This is a genomic window from Algirhabdus cladophorae, assembly GCF_044772865.1.
GTDB lineage: Bacteria > Pseudomonadota > Alphaproteobacteria > Rhodobacterales > Rhodobacteraceae > Algirhabdus > Algirhabdus cladophorae.
The window spans coordinates 1,725,412-1,743,307 of record NZ_CP173029.1 but is presented as its reverse complement, the minus strand read 5'-3'; the positions used below and the strand labels follow the sequence as shown (position 1 = coordinate 1,743,307).

Genomic DNA, 17,896 nt, shown 5'->3' with positions numbered 1-17,896 from the left:
GTGCAAACGGTGAAAGGTTTGGTGCGATGGCTCTTTTGGGGTTTGGTTTGGACAAGGCGGGACGGCGATGACCTTTTCGCCTATCTTTTCAGGGACTGGCGTTGCCGGATATGATTTTCTAGCCCGTACCCGCGTGACGCAGCAGGCGCTTTTGGCACAATCTGCCGAAGTGTTGCGCGAGACTGAGGGCTTTGCCGAAGACATCAAAAACGTGCAATCCGCCGAACAACTTGTTGAGGATCGACAATTGTTAAAGGTGGCTTTGGGCGCCTTTGGCCTGCTGGACGACTTGGAAAATAAGGCCTTCATCCAAAAGGTCTTGGAGTCTGATATGTCCGATAGTGACTCCTTTGCCAATCGTTTGACTGACACCCGTTATCAGGCTTTGGCGCAGGCTTTTGATTTTGCCGGGCAAGGCACTCCGACCTTGAGCCAATCAGGTGACGTTGACGAGGTGTTGGCGCAGCTAGGGGCTTTGGAAACCCCCGATGAATTGCTTGCCAATTCGCGTTTGCTGCGGGCGACATTGCAGCGGTTTGGGTTAGAAGACGACGCGAGCAACACGTTCTTTTTGCAAAAGGTTTTGGAAAGCGATGTGACCGATCCCAACTCCTTTGCCTCTCGCCTGAGCAATCCGGCCTATGCGGAATTGGCGGAAACCTTCGATTTTGCAGAAAAATCCAAGCTGCAAGACAGTTTTTACGGGTTTGCCGCCGAATTTGGCGAGGCCATTGGCGCGTTGGAAACGGCCGAGGATTTGCTCGCAAACGAGGATCTTCTTACGGCAAGCCTGAAAATGTTTGAACTTGAACGCGATGCAGATCGAACCGGTTTTTTGACGTCAATTCTGAATTCTGACCTAAGCGATCCAGCGTCTTATGCCAATCAACTGGACGACCCGCGTTATGCTGCGTTTTCTGAAGCCTTCGGGTTTGGTGAACCCGTTTTATTGGACGACGAAGGGGTGGAAATTGATCAGGGCCCTTCCAAAGCACAAGAGTTTGTCGATCTGATCAATGAACGTGACACAGTGATCAAAACGCCGACGGATTTCTTTAATGATCCCGCGTTGATGTTGGCCACGTTCAACTTTTTTGATCTGCCGCAGGGATCTGATGCGGTGCCTTTTGCAGGCCGCATCTTGGAGTCTGACCCAGACAGCCCAACCTCACTGGTCAATGTCTTTCCCGACACCCGCTATAAAGTGTTCTTTAATGCGTTTGACTTTGAAACAGCCCAATCCGAGCGCAGCTATTCCGCCGAGTTCATCAATGGCGTGGTCGATAACTATCTGGACAACCAATTTGAAGTGCGCGTGGGCGAAGGCGATACATCTATGCGTCTTGCCTTGTCCTTGGACCGCGATTTGAACGACGTGGTCAGCAATGGTTTGTCAAACGACAGCCGGTGGTTTGCGGTGATGGGGTCCTCGACCCTGCGCGAAGTGTTTCAAACGACGCTCAACTTTCCTTCCAGCTTTGCCACCTTGGACATCGACCAGCAGCTTCGCGACTTCAAAGAACGCTCTGAAAGTGTTTTGGGTACCTCTGATTTGTCGGACCTGACCACGCCAGATGCAATCGACGATCTCAGACAGCGCTACTTGTTGCAAAGCAGTCTGGTCAATTCTGGTGTCTCGAGCAGTCAAAATATCGTGCTGTCTCTGATTTCGCGGTAAGTCAGATTTTCGGATCGCCGTCACGGTGGGTTTGCCGGATCGCATGGGCCCCGCTTGACGCTCGTCCTCATACGTATGACCCAGATGCGGCAATGCTGGCCTGACCACGTCACCAACAATAATCCAATTATTTTGCAACAGCAGCACTAGGCGTTTTCTTACAGATGCTTTGGTTGGACCCTTGTGCTGCGCATAGAACCGCTGTGTTTGGGGCTTCATTGATCCCCAACTCGGCGATGCGTTTGAGCACGTCGTCCTCGGGCATCGGCTTGGAATAATAATAGCCTTGAATTTGATGGCAGCCAATTTCTGCTAGGCAATTTGCTTGAATTTTCGTCTCGACCCCTTCTGCAACCGAAGAGGCCCCGATCTGATCGGACAATGTCTTGATCAAGCGAATGATTGGCTCCGACGTAGGCAACTGATCGATAAAGGACTTATCGATTTTGATGCAATCGAGGGGAAACAACGAAATATAGGCAAGGTTCGAATAGCCCGTTCCGAAATCATCAATTGCGATGCGAAACCCAAGCTCTGTCATCTGGCGCAAACGCTCGGCGATTAAATCGTGGTCCCCGATCAATACGTTTTCCGTGATCTCAAGCTCGATTATCCCTTTGGGAAATTCTGGCCCACTGGCGATATCAGTGATGATATCCATTAGCTTATCATCCAGAAATTGTCGGGGGGATACGTTCAAAGACATTCCAATTTTCACGCCGGCCCGATGCCATTTGATCAACGTATTGCAGCCTTCTGTCAGAACAAAATGTCCCAGTTCCTCAATAATGCCGGTTTCCTCGCAAATCGGGATAAAGGCCCCCGGGGATATCATCCCACGGGTTGGGTGCTGCCAACGCACAAGGGCCTCAACAGAAACGACTTTTTGGGTCAGCGTGTCGACACGCGGCTGGTAGTGCAGTTGGAATTGCCCTTGTTCCAGCGCCTCTTTCAAGTCGTGCTCGATCTGGCTGCGTTCTTTGGCAGCGCGACCCATTTCGCTGTCGAAGGTCATGCACCTGTCGCGGCCTGCTTCTTTTGCCGCATAAAGGGCGATGTCGGCTTGTTTCATATAGTCGGCCCAGTCGGTGTAGACCTCGGGGATCAAAGCGCCGCCAATGCTACACGACGTCAGCAAACGCGCCGTGGTCAGGTGAATGGGTTGGTTGATCGTATCCCGTATTTTTGCAGCCCGTGACATCAGGGTTTTGCTGTCGCTGACGCCATCCAACAAAATGACAAATTCATCCCCGCCAAAGCGCGCCAGAATATCCTTTGGGGTGAGGCAGTTTTGAATGCGGTCGGTCAAAGCGCAGAGGACACGATCACCGACCTCATGACCAAACCGGTCATTGATGTGTTTGAACCGGTCCACATCCAGGCAAAGGATAGCGCGGGGGACTTCGCCGCGATCGTTGCGAATTTTTTCCATTTTGCGTGACAAGTAAGCGCGGTTAAAACTGCCTGTCAGCTGATCACAATCAGCTAGGAAGCGGGCTTTGTCGCGGGCTGTTTTCAGTTCGGTCACATCAACGGCTGTAATCAAAAAGGCTAAGCTGCCGGTCACAGCGTCGGTGCATTTCTTAACCGATAAATCGTACCAAGATGGGCCAAACATCGTGTGCATTTGTACGACCGACTGCGCTTCGCCGCGTGAGGCCACAACATGCATTAAATCGTCATGGTCTTCGGGATCGATGAACTGGGCCCGAAAGCGCGATTCAATATGTTTTATAGAGTTCCGTGCAGAGGGATTCATATAGAGCGATTGCCCTTTATCGTTCACCAAAGCGATCAAAACATCTGTATAAAGGAGGGCCTCGGTCGAACGGATATTTTCTGGTGTGCCTTGGCCCTGATCAACGGCCTGACACAGCATCGCCATACGACCGTCATGCAAAACATAACCGCTAAAATTCAACATCACACTGGTCGGCACACCGTTGGGATAGAGCGTCCATAGTTCATTAAAGTCGGCGTTATGAGTGGAAAAATCATGCTGATATTGGCGCAGCCTATCGCGCACGGTCTTGGACATACCGTGGGAAAGGTCGCGCGCTTGCAAGACCTCCTCGCTTGGGGCGTCCCATAGTTTTACGGCTAGGTCATTTGCATAGGCCACGCGGCTAGTGTCTATGTCGTAGACCCATATGGCTGTCCGAACACCACGCAACACATCGAACCGATTAGCGGCCGCAGCCGCCAATGCGCGTGTTTTGTTGGAATGTTCGTTATCAAGACTCACGACGCTGTCTCGCTTTTTCTGCGTGGCCAAATGAGGTTCACAGCCTATGTGTGTTTGGTGGGGTTGTGTCAATCAAAGGTTAACCCCTAGGCCGCTGAAGCCTTGTATTCTGGTGTCATGTGTTGCAGGGACACAAACCCGTCCGTTTGTTGTACAGCCTCAATCCAACGGTGAACCGATGGGTGATCAGCGAGGGCAAGGCCTGCTTCTTCCATGACATGAACGTAGCCGAAAAGCGCTATATCGGCAATGCTGTAACCAGACGGCAATACAAACGTGGTGTTGCTAAGGTGTTGGTCCAAGCGGGCCAAACCGGGCAGAACCGCAGTTTGCCACGTGGCGATATCATCAGCCCGTTCTGCCCGCATTTCGGGCAGAATTGTGGTGACAAACCGCGCAGGCGAGATGAATGGTTCAAGTTTGGATTGTTCAAAGAACATCCATTGTAGTGCCCGTGCCCGCAGATCCGCGGTGGGTGGCATAAGGGCCGTGTTTTCAGCCAGATACCAGAGCATTGCATTGCTTTCGCCTATAGAAGCATCCGTATCCGTTTTCATAAACGGCACGACGCCAAGCGGATTGATCTCAAGGTAGGCAGGGGATTTTTGTTCACCGGCGAGTACATCAACCAGTGTCATATCAAAAGGGATGCCCAGTTGGTTCATTGCAAGCCAAGGTTTGAAGCAATTTCCTGAGCCAAGGCAAGCGTAGAGGTGATGCGGCATCGATAATTCCTTTCACAAAACTTGGGAAAAGATGGCGTTTGGAAGTTAATTTCGCGTTCAGACCCGTTGGAAAACGGGCCAAAATCGCGCCGCATTGGGCCAGTTTTTATCTAAGGTTTTACCGATTGTGCGGAGCCTGCTGCAAACACATCCAATCGCTCAGCCATCACAGAAATTGCCTTGTGTAATAGCACGGTCAGGATGGCCAAGGCTATTAAGCTGGCAAACATTAGGTCAATTTTGGCGCGGCCATTGGCCAGCAACATCAGATACCCCAGACCTTGGCTGGCACCGACCCATTCGCCGATCACTGCCCCGATAGGCGCATAAACAGCCGCCAAACGCAGGCCAGACCCAAGGGCGGGCAGGGCTTGCGGGATTTGAATGCGGCGCATGATTTGCGGACGCGTGCCGCCCATTGTACGTGCCAGATCCATCAACGCCGGATCGACCCGTTTGAGCCCGTCAAAAAAGGCCGATGTGACGGGGAAATAGATGATCAACACGGCCATTATGATCTTTGAGCTGATCCCGTAGCCAAACCACAGGGTCAAAACAGGGGCCAATGCAAAGACAGGCACCGCTTGGGTAAACACAAGGATTGGCAGGATCAAACGTTGCATCATGGGGGACGCCGCCATTTGGATCGCCGTGACCACCCCAAGAACGGTGCCCAGGATCAAGCCAAGCAAGACCTCGAGTGCGGTCACGCTGGCGTGCTCGAGGATCAGGGCACGGCTGTCAAATCCGGCTTGGGCCACGCGCCAAGGTGAGGGCAGGATGAAATGTGGCGCTTGGGTAATCCAAACAATCGTTTGCCACAAAGCAAGGCCAAGGATCATGGCCCAAAGAACGTCTAGCCGTTTCATGCTGCCCCCCTTAGGTGTTGAAGAAGGGCGGTTTGACAGGCCAAAACATCCCGGTCATTCAACGCGCGGATCGGTGCAGCTGCAGGGGCGGGCCATGGGGTGCAGCCTTGCGGGCCGAGCAGAACAATCTGATGCCCAAGGCGTGCGGCCTCAGCAGGATCGTGGGTGACCAAAAGGACCGTTTTACCAACCAAAACATCCGCCGCCAGTTCCTGCATGTCGGCCCGTGTGCCTGCATCCAGCGCCGAGAAAGGCTCGTCCAGCAAGACGATGGGCCGATCTTCCATCAAGGTGCGCGCAAGGGCTGCCCGCTGACGCATGCCTCCAGATAGGGCACTGGGTTTTTTGGTGCGATGCTTTTGTAGTTTTACACGGTCCAACAGATCATCGAGGCGCGCCATATCGGGGGCCTCACCGCGCAAGCGCGCGCCGATTACGGCATTTTCGGCCACGCTAAGCCAGGGTAACAACAGATCTGTTTGGGCCATGTAACTGACGCGGGGTGCAACCGGGGCCGCATCATTGGCAATGATTGTGCCGTTGAAACTGCCACCAGTTTCCAATCCAAGGATTAACCGCAACACTGTCGATTTGCCAACGCCAGAGGGCCCCAAGAGACAGGTCCATTGCCCTGCAGGCACTGTAAGATCCGCATGGAACAACGGCGCGCCGCCCAGATCATAACGACCTTTCAGAGTTATGGCCGGTGCCGTGCTCACGTTCCGCGCAGCCCCATATCCCAAAAGCCCACTTCAAGGGCCGTGGCCGTGGTAAAGCGCTTTTGCAGGGCGTCCCAGCGGGGGCTGTCTTGCGGGGCAGCGCCCAGACGGCGGGTCACTGCGGCATCCAACATCGCACCCACGGTCGTGCAGACCTCTTGATACTCGGCACCCGCATAGGTGTCGATCCAGTCGCGATAGGGTGTATCTGTGGCCATGGTGCGAAACAGCCGCGTCCCGATCTCGCCGTATCCAAAGACACAAGGGGCCAAGGCCGCCATCAGATCCAGAAAGTCACCTTGAAGCCCTGCATCCATCACATAGCGTGTGTAGGCGAGATTTTCGAAAGCTTCCGTCGCACCAAAGAGCTGATCCTCGGTTATGCCTTCGGCCGCACAGGTTTTGACGTGCAAAGCCATCTCGTGATTGACCAAAGCATCGACCGTCCCGGCACAAACCTTCATTTCCTCGAGGGTTTCGGATTTAACCACCCCCAAGGACCACGCCCGCGAAAAATGCACAAGGAATACGTAGTCTTGGATCAGGTAATGCACAAAGGACGCGCGGGGCAGGGTGCCAGTGCGCAGTCCTTCCACGAATGTGTGTTCGGAATAGTCGGTCCAAACCGTGCCCGCGCCAGCCCGTAGACTGGCGAAGGTGGTGCCGTATGTTGCGCTCATTTTGCGGTCACATCGATTGTGATGGCCTCAACCGGATTGATTGAGGGGATCAGACCGGATGCATTGAGGAACTCCTCAAAGGCGGCATACCGGCCTGCATCCATGGCTGTGGGGCGCAACGCAAAACGCGGCAAAGTGTCGGCCCAAGCGCGTTTGTTCAACTCGTCTTGCAATTCCTTGGAGGTGCCGCTGAAGATTTCCCAGCTGTCTTGGGGGTGGTTGACGATATATTGCGTGGCTTTTTCCGTGGCGGCCAAGAAACGTGCGATCAGATCCTTGTCCATGGAATTGGTGTTGGCCACATAGATCAACTCGTCATAGGGCGGCAGGCCTTCTTCTTCGACGAAAAAGCAATTGCCGGCAACGCCTTCGATGTCCATTTGGTTCAGCTCAAAATTGCGGAATGCGCCGATGACTGCGTCCACTTGCTTGGACATCAGCGACGGGGAAAGGGACCAGTTGACGTTGACCAATTCGATGTCGTCCAATGTCATACCGTATTTGTTCAGGATCGCGGCCAGAACGGCCTCTTCCACGCCGCCAACAGAAAAGCCGACCTTTTTGCCGCGCAGATCAGCGGGCGTGGTGATGGGGCCATCAGCCAAGGTCAAAAGGCAGTTCAAAGGTGTGGCCACCAAGGTACCAACCCGCTGCAGCGGCAAGCCTTCGTGAATTTGCAGGTGCAATTGCGGTTGATACGAGATCGCCAGTTCTGCCTTGCCTGCAGCAACCATTTTGGGCGGGTCAGACGGGTCAGCCGGGGCGATCACTTCGACCTCGAGGTTTTGGTCAGCAAAGTAGCCTTTTTCCTGTGCCACGATGATCGGCCCATGGTCAGGGTTGACGAACCAATCAAGGATCAACGTCATTTTGTCTTGTGCCATCAGGGGGCTGGCGGCCAATATTAAAGCTGTGGTGAGGGACGTAAATTTCATAGGTCTTACCTTTCTCATGAAACGGGGTCGCCCATTGCGATCAGGCTGATTTCCGTATCGCAATAGGTCTGAAGATGGGATGCCGCTTGCCAGGCCCGAAGGCCCGAACGACAGGTGAGGATGGTTCGTTGTCCGGGGTCCGGGCGGGGCGTGTGGGCTGCAAAGTCAGAGACTTCAAGCCGCACCGCGTGAGATGTAACGGGGGTCGGGGCCTCGGATATGCCGCGTAGATCGACCACAAAATCCTCAGGCAGGATGTCCGCAGCAGAAACAAATCGCAGCGCCTGTTCTGGCTCGGGTGCGTTATCAAATCGAAATCCGCTGGTGCGATAGCTGGCCATGTCAAAATTCATCATCTGGCCTAATGGGCTGGGTCGTGTGTCTATGATCACTGCCAAAGCCATCTGGGCCTGCGCTGCCCCCAGCATGCCGACCACAGGCCCCATAACGCCAGCAGTGGCACAACTGGCCAAGGTGTCGGGCAGGTCGGGAAACACCGCCCTCAAGGACGGCGCGGTTGCGCAAAAGCCACCGACATAGCCTTGACGCCCTAGGACCGAGGCGGAAATGAAGGGGATCTGCGCTGCGAAACACAGATCAGAGGCGATATAGCTTGCCGCAAAACTATCAGCGCAATCGATCACAACGGTTTTTCTCGCAATCAAAGCAGGGCCTTTGGCTGGATCAAACGGACCGTGGATGGCGTTGATCGCCACATCCCGGTTGAGATGCTGCAGACGGTCGCAGGCGGCTTGTACTTTCGGGCGACCCACGTCAATTTCAGTGAACAAGATCTGCCGGTGCAGATTGTTCAGCGACACCGTATCGGGATCCACGACAGTGATCTCGCCAACGCCAGCCCCCACAAGATATTGCAGCGCCGGACACCCCAAACCACCGGCGCCGATAAGCAAAACATGGGCGGCAGCAAGGGCGTTTTGTCCATCCGTGCCAATCTCCGGCAGGATCATCTGGCGCGCATAGCGGTTCATCTGGTGGCCGCCAACCACGCCCGCACGCGGGCCTCTGGATCGGGGTTGAGGGTGATGTCTGTGACCGCAGCCACACAATCGGCACCGGCCTCAAAGGCACCCCGCGCACGCTCGACCGACATCCCCCCAATCGCCACAAGCGGCGTGTCACCCACCATGGCCTTCCACGTGGTCAGTTTTTCAACGCCTTGCTCGTGCCATTTCATTTTTTTCAAGATGGTCGGATAGATCGGGCCAAGGGCCAGATAATCAGGTTGGCAGGCCAACGCACGGGCCAATTCGGCCTTGTCATGGGTGCTAAGGCCCAGTTTCAGACCTTCGCTGCGGATCTGGATCACATCTGCTTGATCAAGGTCCTCTTGGCCCAGATGGATAAATGAACAGTTTTCCTCAATGGCCAAGCGCCAGTAATCGTTGATGACCAAGGTGCAATTGTGGTCATCGCAGGCAAGCTTGGCACGGCGAATTTCGCGGCGCAGCGCACCTTCGCTTTGATCTTTGATCCGCAATTGCACCAGTTTGATGCCCAAAGGCACCAAACGTTCGATCCATGCCGCACTGTCAAAAATCGGGTAAAACCTGTCCAGATTCATTCCAAAAACGCCTTGCCAATAACGGGGGTCGAGGGCGCGGCCATATCGCGCGGCTCCATCGGATCCGCCGTCTGTGCCATTTGTCCCGCAGCAATTGCCGTGGCAAAGGCCACAGCCATTTGAACCGGATCGCCTGCTTTGGCCACGGCGGTGTTTAAGAGGACTGCATCATAGCCCAATTCCATGGCAGCAGCGGCTTGTGAGGGCAGGCCAATACCTGCGTCGATCACCAGTGGCACATCGGGAAAATGCGCCCGCATGGCCCGCAAACCAAAGAGGTTATTCAGCCCCAACCCGGATCCAATCGGTGCGCCCCACGGCATCAAGACCTCGCACCCTGCCTGGAGTAATTTATCGGCCACCACCAGATCCTCGGTCGTGTAAGGAAACACTTGAAAACCGTCTTCAGACAGGATCCGCGCGGCCTCAACAAGGCCAAACACGTCTGGTTGCAGCGTGTCCTCTTCGCCAATGACCTCAAGCTTGATCCATTTGGTATCAAAGACTTCGCGCGCCATATGGGCTGTGGTGACGGCCTCTTTGACCGTGTGACATCCGGCAGTGTTGGGCAACACATGCACGCCAAGATCCTGGATCATTTGCCAAAAGGCTTGGCCTGCCTGATCTGTCCCGCTTTCGCGGCGCAAGGACACAGTGGCCACGCTTGCGCCACTTTGTTTGAACGCCTCCGCCAGTATCGCAGGCGAGGGGTATTGCGCCGTGCCCAGCATGAACCCATTGGCCAAAGCAGTGCCGTAAAAGTCACGCATTGCTCAGCCCCCTTGCATTGGGGCGAGGACTTCGATCTGGTCGCCGGGCTTGATTTCGTGGGTGGCGCGCATTGCTGCGGGCACAAAATCACCGTTCACAGCCGTGGCCAGTTTTGCACCCTTGTAGCCTTGTTCGATCAACAGATCTGCAAGGGTTGTGGCTGTGGTCGTGTGTCCCTCGCCATTAAGCTGCACGTTCATGCATCACCTCCGGTGTTGCGTTGTCCAAAAGAATTTCTGCGACCATGCGAGCCATGGCAGGGGCTAAAAGAAACCCATGGCGAAACAGGCCGTTGACCCGCAAAATGTCGCCTTCGCGGGTAATGCGGGGCAGGTTGTCCGGGAACGCGGGCCGGTTGTCGACACCGATCTCGATCACTTCGGCCTCGCCAAAGGCTGGGTTCAAAGCATAGGCCGCACTGAGCAGTTCCAGCAAAGACCGCGCCGTAACATTCGGGCCAGAGGCACTTTCAATCATCGTAGCCCCCAACATGAAAATACCGTTCCCCCGCGGCACGACATAGAGCGGGATACGCGGATGCAGCAGCCGCACAGGGCGCGACAATGTGATGTCGGGGCAGTGCAGCATGGCCATTTCCCCCTTAACGCCGCGCAGTTGCGGCAAGGCATCACGGGCGGTGTAGCCGCGTGCATCGACCACAGGGCCTGTAAGGGTCTGCGGATCCACTTCGGCCTGTTCGATCACAACGCCTGCGTCCAGCAGGCCCTGACGCAAAGACGCCAAAGCAACACGGGGTGTCAGATGGGCCTCGGACCCAAAGAACAACCCCTTGGAAAAACGCCCCTCCAGATCCGGTTCAAGTCGGGCAATCTCGGCTACGTCTACGTCGACAAAATCGGACGTGCGCCGGGCAAAGCGTCGCAAATCCGACTGATCCCGTGCCGCAGTGACGACCAATGTACCGTTGTGGCTGACGCCGCCTGTCGCGTTATGCCACCAGGCCGCGGCCTCGGTCCCGAGACGCACCACTGGTTCCTCAGCGCTTTCGCCCTCACAAAACGGGGCCAACATGCCACCGGCCCACCACGAACAAGCATGGGGTCCCACGCCATCGCCACGCTCGAATAGTCTGACCTTGGCGCCGCGATCCAGCAGCGCTTTTGCGGTGGTCAACCCGGCCACACCGGCCCCTATGATCGAGATCTCGGTCACAGGTTCGTCCAGTGGGCGTGAAAGTGATGCACAGGGCCATGGCCAGACCCGATCTGCAAGGTATCTGCCTGCAAAATCGCCTGATGCAAATAGCTATGGGCCTGTTGCACGGCTGTGGGCAGATCCAGCCCCTTGGCCATAAGGGCTGCGATACTGGCCGAATAGGTACAGCCCGTGCCATGTGTGTTTTGGGTCTGAACACGCGGGGCGGGCAGAGCGAAAGGGGGCGCGTCAGCGGTGAGAAGAAAGTCGGTGCAGGTGTCGCCCTCGGCATGGCCGCCTTTCAACAAAACCGCACGTGGTCCCATGGTGAGCAGGGCCTGACCTTGGGCCACGGCCTCGGCATCTGTTTTGGCAGGCGGCTGATCCAACAGCAAAGCGGCCTCTGGCAAATTAGGGGTTAACACTGTCGCTAAGGGCAGCATCTGATCGATCAGACCGGCCACAGCCTCAGATTGCAGCAAAGCGTCGCCAGATTTTGCCACCATCACTGGATCCAGAATGATCGGGCCAGTGAAACCCGCTAATCCCTGCGCCACGGCCTCGATCAATTCAGGTGAGAACAGCATACCGATTTTGATCGCATCCACGTCCAAATCGTCTAACACGGCTTTGATCTGCGCACTGACGATATCGACAGGCACTGCATGTACGGCGCTGACCTCTTTGGTATTTTGCGCAGTGATCGCTGTGACAACGCTGGCCCCATAGGCTCCGTTCGCGCTGAACGCCTTGAGATCGGCTTGAATGCCTGCACCACCGCCGCTATCGCTGCCTGCGATGGTCAATGCAATCGGTGTGCCCGCCATAAATGCGTCCTTTCTCTAAAGGGCGTATTGGCAAAAAGGGAAGGGGTTTGAGGGGCTTGCGCCACGTTCTTGACCCGTTCCCTACGCCGGAATTGCCCGGATCAGGTTCGACGGGTCGGTGCAAGCACCTCTCAGCCCAAAAGGGCCCCCCGACGGATTACTAAGAATGTGTTAGCCTAGGCTGGCCCAAACGGCAAGGGCCGTGGCCCTAAAGGATGAAATCAGACAACGCGACGTCGGAATGGTTCAGCCCCTCGATCAAAATCGAACCGCTGCCGCCCAGCGCGTCCAGATCCAGCAAAGTCGCGTTGTTGCCAGCATTTGACAGGGCATCGGTGATAATCCCGTTGTAATCCGCAGGGCGCAGACCCAGCGCGCTGATGTCAATCTGATCGGCGTTTTGTTTGAAATCCAAGATCACATCGTTGCCTGCGTTGCGATTGAAGACAAAGACATCGTTGCCGCTGCCGCCATCAAGAGTATCGTCGTCGTGACCGCCGGCCAGCATGTCATTGCCGATCCCGCCTCGCAAAATGTCCTTGCCGGCACCGCCGTAAAGCTGGTCGATACCAAAGCTGCCGTCGAGCGTATCATCGCCGCGCCCGCCATAGAGCATGTCACGTTTGCCACCGCCATTCAGGATATCATCGCCATTGTGACCGTACAAAAAGTCGTCATCATCGCCACTGGTCAGCGTGTCATTGCCGCTGCCCCCATAAAGGGAACTGCCATCCGAGCCGCTAAGAATAAAGTCGTCGCCACCACCGCCGCGCAATTCATTGGCCCCTGATTGTGCAATAATGGTATTATCCTCGGCCCCGCCGATGACCAAATCATTGCCATTGCCCGCAAGGATTTCGCCAATGACCTCGCCAGACTTCCCGCGATAAATGTCATCCCCATCTTCAAGTCTAATCAAGCCGAATATGGTGCCGGTATTGATAATCTTATCTTCTTGGAATTGCCCAAAATACGCAACTCCGGGGGAAGAAATTGTTCCCGAGTTTATCACCAGCATTGTCTCAGTCAGATCGGAGTTTACTGTGCGGATTGCGGCGTAACTTGAAGAAACGGTTGAATTGCTTATCACGCCACTGTTCACGATGACGGCACTTTCTGATGTGGAATAGACCCCGTAATTTTCACCCAAAACTTCGCCTGTGTTGTTGAGTTCGTTCGTCCGTTCCTGTGCAGACGAGCCGCCCATATAGACAGCCGTGTCAGCCTGAGCCGTGCCGCTGTTGACTATCGTCCCGCTACCGTCACGCAGAACCAACGCATATTGTGATGAAACGACTGATCCAAAGTTATTGATGGTGCCGGAGCCAAAGACACGGACCCCAATTGTGTTGCTCCCAGAAATCTCACCAAAATTTTCAACTCTGTTAAATATCCCTGTGAGATCAACAGCACTCGATCCGGCTGTAAGTGTACCATAGTTGGTAACGTCGTTGTAGTCTTCTGCGCTACCAATTGCACCGAAACCTCCAAAGACGCTGGCCCCTTCGGAAATGACGACAGCGTTGCGACCTACATCTGTTCCTCCAAGGCTGATTGCAGGCTCGCTAGAGCTGGATGAAAAAGAAACGACAGAGGCATGCGGCGATATAAAAAGGTCACTGTTGCCATTGAGGACGACCACAGAATCATTGGTGCTATACAACTCAATATCGCTGTAGATGAATACATCGTCGCTACCCGCCGCGTCGACTTGGATGCCGGATCCGCCTTGTGAAAATGTAATAATTTCTGGCATTGTCTACCCTCGCTAAATTTTGGTGCAAAATACGAACGCTTATCGCGTCGATCCGTGAAATGAGGGTAAGTTACTCCAAAATAACGGGTTTGCCTATTTGTTAAGCCGGTCGAGGTCTCGCTGGAAAATTTGTGTGCCTGTTCAAAGTTTTAGGCGGGGCGTTTGCCGGTTTCGTCCAAAATAATCTCGCCATCTTCTTTGGTGAATTTGCCTTTGGGCCAAGTGTCCAGCAAATCCAGAACAACCTCGGACGGACGGCACAGACGCACGCCTTTGGGGGTGCAAACGATGGGGCGGTTGACCAAAATTGGATGTGCAATCATAGCGTCCAAGAGTGCTGCGTCGCTGACCGCAGGGTCCAAAAGGCCCAAGTCTGCAGCAGGGCTTTTGCTGGTGCGCAGGGCCGTGCGCGGTGTCAGGTCAGCAGCCGCAAAAAGTCCCAGCAATTGGCCGCGTGTCCATCCGGCCTCTTGGTACAAGATTACTTCTGGCGCGTAACCTGCTGCCTTTATCAGATCAAGAACATTGCGGGATGTCCCACAGTCAGGGTTATGGTGGATTACGATCATTACGCTTGTCCTATTTGGTGCGGGTTTGCGACGACCGCTTTGTACGGTTTCATGGGGCAGTGGTCAAAGATAAGTCACTGTGACGTGATGACCTGACGCAGGGTGGCCCCTCGGAAATACGAAAAACGCCGCTATATTGGACTAGAACACGTGTGTCCAAGAAGAAAAAAGGAGTGCCCCTCATGGCGTCATACCCCTTATCCCGCCGCAGTCTTTTGACGGCCAGCACGGCCTTTGCCCTTGGTGGGCTGATCCCTGCCACGCAGGCCCTTGCTGTGCCTGCCACCCCGACGATGCGCGGTGGCGCCAACAACTATCGCCCCGGTGCGCCCATCGTGAACAAAATCGGTGGAGGCGGTTTTTGGATGACTGGAACCGTGCGCCGGGCAGGGGACGGTATGCTCTTGGCCGGGCAGCGTATTCAGATCTGGGCCCATACCACCGAAGGCCACGAGCGCGACGCCCACAGCCATGGCGCCACACTGAGCGATGAAAACGGTGTATTCCGTTTGGAAATGCCCCAAATTGTGCCGGCATTTGGGCAGGCCCATGGGCATTTGGCCTATGACAGCGGGGATTTCAAAACCGTATTCCTGCGTCCTGTTATGGACAGTTCCCGCGATACCACGTTGAACGTCGATTTTGTCTTGGAACCTGTCTAGGCCCATGTCATCGCGCCTGATCTGGGCCTTAATCGTGATTTTGGTCGGGGGGCCAGTGTTGCTGGCCTTGGCCAACCCGCTGCTGGCCTACCGCGATTGGATCTATATCGGCGCAGGCTTTGCGGGCATCTTTGGGTTGGGACTGTTGTTGGTCCAACCGTTATTGGCCGCAAGGTTGCTGCCCAATCTAACGCCTTTTGTGACACGACAGGCCCACCGGGCCGTGGGGGCTATCCTTTTGATCTTGGTCGGGGTCCATGTGGGAGGGCTATGGATTACCAGCCCACCGGATGTGATTGACGCATTGCTGCTCCGTTCGCCCACGCCGTTTGCCATATGGGGGGTGATTGCCCTTTGGGCTTTGGTCGGGGCGGCTGTACTGGCCATCTTGCGACGAAAACTGGCGTGGCGTTTGCGCCTTTGGCGGCTGTGCCACTTTGGCCTTGGCGCAGCGTGCATCCTTGGAACAGTGGCGCACGCCCTTTGGATCGAAGGTGCGATGGAGCCGATCAGCAAAGCCATTCTTTGCGCGGCAGTGGTGCTTGCGGGCCTCTGGGCAGCCCGCAAGGCATTGATTTAAAGCTGAGATACCGAGGATCAGAACAAAAAGGCGTTGTTGCCCAAATCTCTGAGGCTGATGTTTTGCACAGTGATCGTCACATTCGCACCATCCTGAACCATGTGATTGGCTGCAAGATCGGTGAAATCCTTGATCCGCGTGACGCCCTTGAGACCAATATCCTCGGCAGCGTCGGTCGTATCAAAGTCCGTGATCTGGTGGCGGTGCCTTTACCAATTGCAGGCTTCACGCAATGGCTTCACTGCATCTTTCACGCCGCGAATGTTAAACGTGAAGGTCTTGGGGCTTACGTTGTAAGCTTGGATTTCCACCAAAAGTTTTTCTGTATCAAACATGCGCTTTACGACCGGAATGGACTTACCACCGGACCAAAGGCCCAATGATGAATGGTCGGTGCTTGATATCATGCTGCGAGTAAATGCTTGTCCACCATCCAACCGCATTCGGACTTTGCCAAATCCTTGAACGTTGGAAAAAAAGGCGTTGCTGTGGGACATGATTAAGGATGTGGTGTTTTCCAGACAGCGAATTGTCAGTTCAAGTTGTGCCGGGTCTTTGTAGCGCCCCATGCTTTTGCGGTCCCTTGAAAACACCGAAACAAAGACGGCGGGGCTGTCGTCAATTTGGGACTTCGTTTTGATAACTCGGAAAGACCCGTTTTTCGGGGCTTCCACCTTTTTGGTGACCGGCTTTTTGGGAAGTTCTTTTTGAAAGTTGTTCTTCGCCGCTTCGACGCAGGCGGCGTGTTGGTCAGTACCTTCCTGATCTGCGCACACAGCCTTGGAATACATGAACCGATTTGCGTAATTCTCAGCCCGAATTGTGGTGGTGTCTGCGGCAGTCTCGACTTTGGGCGGGGTGTCACGCAATGTAGTTAGCGCTTTGACGTATTTTGCGCCTGCGTTTTGCAGGCAGGTGGCGCGTTCGATTTCCTCGCCAATTTCAGATGCGCCGTTTCCGCAGGCTATGGTGTCATTGAGGTAAGTGACCCTAGCTTCATCCCAATTGTTGGCAACGGCGGTGGTTCCCAGAACGCACAAAGCGGCGGCTGTCAGTGTGAATTTCATTGCATTGCCCCTTCAAAATTGGTGCCCAGAACTTAACGGCTTGGCGTTTTCATTGTCAGGGGGGGTGTCAGGTTGACGCACCGCTTACTTTTAAGCAACTTCTGACAATCGCTCAAAAGGTGGACATGACGTGGACCTTAGGGCCCATCTTCGGAAAAAATCGTTTAAAAATTAGGGGTATCTGGCGGAGAGACAGGGATTCGAACCCTGGGTCCCCGTAAAGGGACAACGGCTTTCGAAACCGGCCCGTTCGACCACTCCGGCACCTCTCCGCGTTTTGCTTCATTAGGTAAATGGCAAATTGCGCGCAAGAGGCAATTGTAGCCTCTGGGCGAAATTTCTGACCCTATGGCTTAGTTCGGGGCCAGTTGATCTGGTGTGTCCGTGTAGCCAAACCGTTCGAAAATCCAGTCGCAGCGGCGCTGGACTTCGGCGATGGCTTTGGGTGTGTAGAACTCGGCCACTTCGCGGCCCATGCGCAGACCCGTCGTGACTTTCGTCTCTGGCAGGGAAATCTTGTCAAAGGGCAGGCCACAATGGTCGACCACAGCCTTAAGATCCGGGATCATTGTCTCGTAGCGGATCGCCATATCGCCACAGTACCCATCATCGATGTGGACCAGTTCATAATCGGTCTGCCAGCCTGCGTTCATAACGTAGTCCTCGAACAGCACCTTGGCCTCGTCGAAGCCATCATACTGAAGGTCTTGCCGCGTTGTCTTCCAAAAGAAGCCGCTGACCACTTTGTCAAACGGGTTACGGACCGAATGGATCTTTGTGTAGGTCTCCCAAACTTCGGGATCTATCAATTCTTTGATCTTGGCGGCAGGCATGTGGTTGGACCATTTTTTGTCCAGCTCAGTTTTGTCTTTGCCGATCATGCGTTGACCGACAATACCGTTTGGTCCTTCGCTGGCATGATTGCGTTCCTCGACGGGCGTATTGGGATCATCCTGACACCATGGCTGCAACGCCATTTCAATCGACGTGCTCGCCGTTTTCAGGGTCTTGATGTAAATGAATTTTCCGGGAACTGAGACAAGCATCACGTGCACTCCTTAATCTATGAACTA

The 17,896-nt window shown here is 54.8% G+C and carries 19 protein-coding genes, 1 tRNA gene and 1 riboswitch; of the genes, 3 read left to right on the top strand and 17 right to left on the bottom strand.

Annotated features, from left to right (window positions below; translation table 11 throughout):
• Nucleotides 1–67 precede the first annotated feature (67 nt).
• Nucleotides 68–1,678, top strand: a complete 1,611-nt coding sequence (locus ACIRQ6_RS08405; RefSeq protein WP_420863681.1) for a DUF1217 domain-containing protein — start codon at nt 68–70, stop codon at nt 1,676–1,678.
• A gap of 127 nt (nt 1,679–1,805) precedes the next feature.
• Here the strand turns inward: ACIRQ6_RS08405 and ACIRQ6_RS08400 are convergent, their stop codons facing one another.
• From ACIRQ6_RS08400 to arsC, 14 genes are all read right to left on the bottom strand, one after another.
• Nucleotides 1,806–3,923 (bottom strand): putative bifunctional diguanylate cyclase/phosphodiesterase, encoded by a 2,118-nt coding sequence (locus tag ACIRQ6_RS08400; protein ID WP_420863680.1) that lies wholly within the window; start codon nt 3,921–3,923, stop codon nt 1,806–1,808.
• A gap of 86 nt (nt 3,924–4,009) precedes the next feature.
• Complete coding sequence (locus tag ACIRQ6_RS08395; protein WP_420863679.1) at nt 4,010–4,648, bottom strand: glutathione S-transferase family protein; 639 nt, start codon at nt 4,646–4,648, stop codon at nt 4,010–4,012.
• A 110-nt stretch (nt 4,649–4,758) separates the two neighbouring features.
• The gene (locus ACIRQ6_RS08390) at nt 4,759–5,517 is read right to left on the bottom strand and encodes an ABC transporter permease (RefSeq protein WP_420863678.1); all 759 of its coding nucleotides are present in this window, start codon (nt 5,515–5,517) and stop codon (nt 4,759–4,761) included.
• Entirely contained in the window at nt 5,514–6,236 is a 723-nt protein-coding gene (locus ACIRQ6_RS08385) for an ABC transporter ATP-binding protein (RefSeq protein ID WP_420863677.1), read from the bottom strand. The genes ACIRQ6_RS08390 and ACIRQ6_RS08385 overlap by 4 nt, the downstream gene beginning before the upstream one ends.
• Nucleotides 6,233–6,916, bottom strand: coding sequence for a thiaminase II (gene tenA, locus ACIRQ6_RS08380; RefSeq protein ID WP_420863676.1), 684 nt, complete (start codon nt 6,914–6,916; stop codon nt 6,233–6,235). Before tenA ends, ACIRQ6_RS08385 begins: the two co-directional genes overlap by 4 nt.
• The gene (locus ACIRQ6_RS08375; protein WP_420863675.1) at nt 6,913–7,851 is read right to left on the bottom strand and encodes an ABC transporter substrate-binding protein; all 939 of its coding nucleotides are present in this window, start codon (nt 7,849–7,851) and stop codon (nt 6,913–6,915) included. Before ACIRQ6_RS08375 ends, tenA begins: the two co-directional genes overlap by 4 nt.
• A gap of 14 nt (nt 7,852–7,865) precedes the next feature.
• Nucleotides 7,866–8,843 carry a ThiF family adenylyltransferase gene (locus ACIRQ6_RS08370; protein WP_420863674.1) on the bottom strand — a complete coding sequence of 326 codons (978 nt, stop codon included), beginning with the start codon at nt 8,841–8,843 and terminating at the stop codon, nt 7,866–7,868.
• Nucleotides 8,840–9,436, bottom strand: coding sequence for a thiamine phosphate synthase (locus tag ACIRQ6_RS08365; protein WP_420863673.1), 597 nt, complete (start codon nt 9,434–9,436; stop codon nt 8,840–8,842). The genes ACIRQ6_RS08370 and ACIRQ6_RS08365 overlap by 4 nt, the downstream gene beginning before the upstream one ends.
• A complete protein-coding gene (locus ACIRQ6_RS08360; RefSeq protein ID WP_420863672.1) occupies nt 9,433–10,206 on the bottom strand; it encodes a thiazole synthase in 774 nt (257 codons plus the stop codon). The genes ACIRQ6_RS08365 and ACIRQ6_RS08360 overlap by 4 nt, the downstream gene beginning before the upstream one ends.
• Before the next feature lie 3 nt (nt 10,207–10,209).
• On the bottom strand, nt 10,210–10,407 hold the full coding sequence (gene thiS / locus ACIRQ6_RS08355; protein ID WP_420863671.1) for a sulfur carrier protein ThiS: 198 nt from the start codon (nt 10,405–10,407) through the stop codon (nt 10,210–10,212).
• Nucleotides 10,391–11,380, bottom strand: coding sequence for an FAD-dependent oxidoreductase (locus ACIRQ6_RS08350; protein ID WP_420863670.1), 990 nt, complete (start codon nt 11,378–11,380; stop codon nt 10,391–10,393). The genes thiS and ACIRQ6_RS08350 overlap by 17 nt, the downstream gene beginning before the upstream one ends.
• Nucleotides 11,377–12,189: a bifunctional hydroxymethylpyrimidine kinase/phosphomethylpyrimidine kinase gene (gene thiD, locus ACIRQ6_RS08345; RefSeq protein ID WP_420863669.1), complete on the bottom strand. Its 813-nt coding sequence runs from the start codon at nt 12,187–12,189 to the stop codon at nt 11,377–11,379. The genes ACIRQ6_RS08350 and thiD overlap by 4 nt, the downstream gene beginning before the upstream one ends.
• A 61-nt stretch (nt 12,190–12,250) precedes the next feature.
• A riboswitch (TPP riboswitch) is annotated at nt 12,251–12,351 on the bottom strand.
• 46 nt (nt 12,352–12,397) lie between these two features.
• A complete protein-coding gene (locus ACIRQ6_RS08340; RefSeq protein ID WP_420863668.1) occupies nt 12,398–13,945 on the bottom strand; it encodes a calcium-binding protein in 1,548 nt (515 codons plus the stop codon).
• A 149-nt stretch (nt 13,946–14,094) separates the two neighbouring features.
• Nucleotides 14,095–14,514 carry an arsenate reductase (glutaredoxin) gene (arsC, locus tag ACIRQ6_RS08335; RefSeq protein ID WP_420863667.1) on the bottom strand — a complete coding sequence of 140 codons (420 nt, stop codon included), beginning with the start codon at nt 14,512–14,514 and terminating at the stop codon, nt 14,095–14,097.
• Between the two features lie 182 nt (nt 14,515–14,696).
• Here arsC and ACIRQ6_RS08330 point away from each other — a divergent pair, with 182 nt between their 5' ends.
• Nucleotides 14,697–15,176 carry a twin-arginine translocation pathway signal gene (locus ACIRQ6_RS08330; protein WP_420863666.1) on the top strand — a complete coding sequence of 160 codons (480 nt, stop codon included), beginning with the start codon at nt 14,697–14,699 and terminating at the stop codon, nt 15,174–15,176.
• A 4-nt stretch (nt 15,177–15,180) separates the two neighbouring features.
• Nucleotides 15,181–15,756: a ferric reductase-like transmembrane domain-containing protein gene (locus ACIRQ6_RS08325; protein ID WP_420863665.1), complete on the top strand. Its 576-nt coding sequence runs from the start codon at nt 15,181–15,183 to the stop codon at nt 15,754–15,756.
• A gap of 209 nt (nt 15,757–15,965) precedes the next feature.
• On the opposite strand, the gene ACIRQ6_RS08320 is transcribed toward ACIRQ6_RS08325, so the two are convergent.
• From ACIRQ6_RS08320 to ACIRQ6_RS08310, 3 genes are all read right to left on the bottom strand, one after another.
• Nucleotides 15,966–16,823: a type VI secretion system-associated protein TagO gene (locus ACIRQ6_RS08320; protein WP_420863664.1), complete on the bottom strand. Its 858-nt coding sequence runs from the start codon at nt 16,821–16,823 to the stop codon at nt 15,966–15,968.
• Between the two features lie 182 nt (nt 16,824–17,005).
• Nucleotides 17,006–17,095, bottom strand: a tRNA-Ser gene (locus tag ACIRQ6_RS08315).
• A gap of 81 nt (nt 17,096–17,176) precedes the next feature.
• The gene (locus ACIRQ6_RS08310; RefSeq protein WP_420863663.1) at nt 17,177–17,869 is read right to left on the bottom strand and encodes a sulfotransferase family 2 domain-containing protein; all 693 of its coding nucleotides are present in this window, start codon (nt 17,867–17,869) and stop codon (nt 17,177–17,179) included.
• Nucleotides 17,870–17,896: the final 27 nt, after the last annotated feature.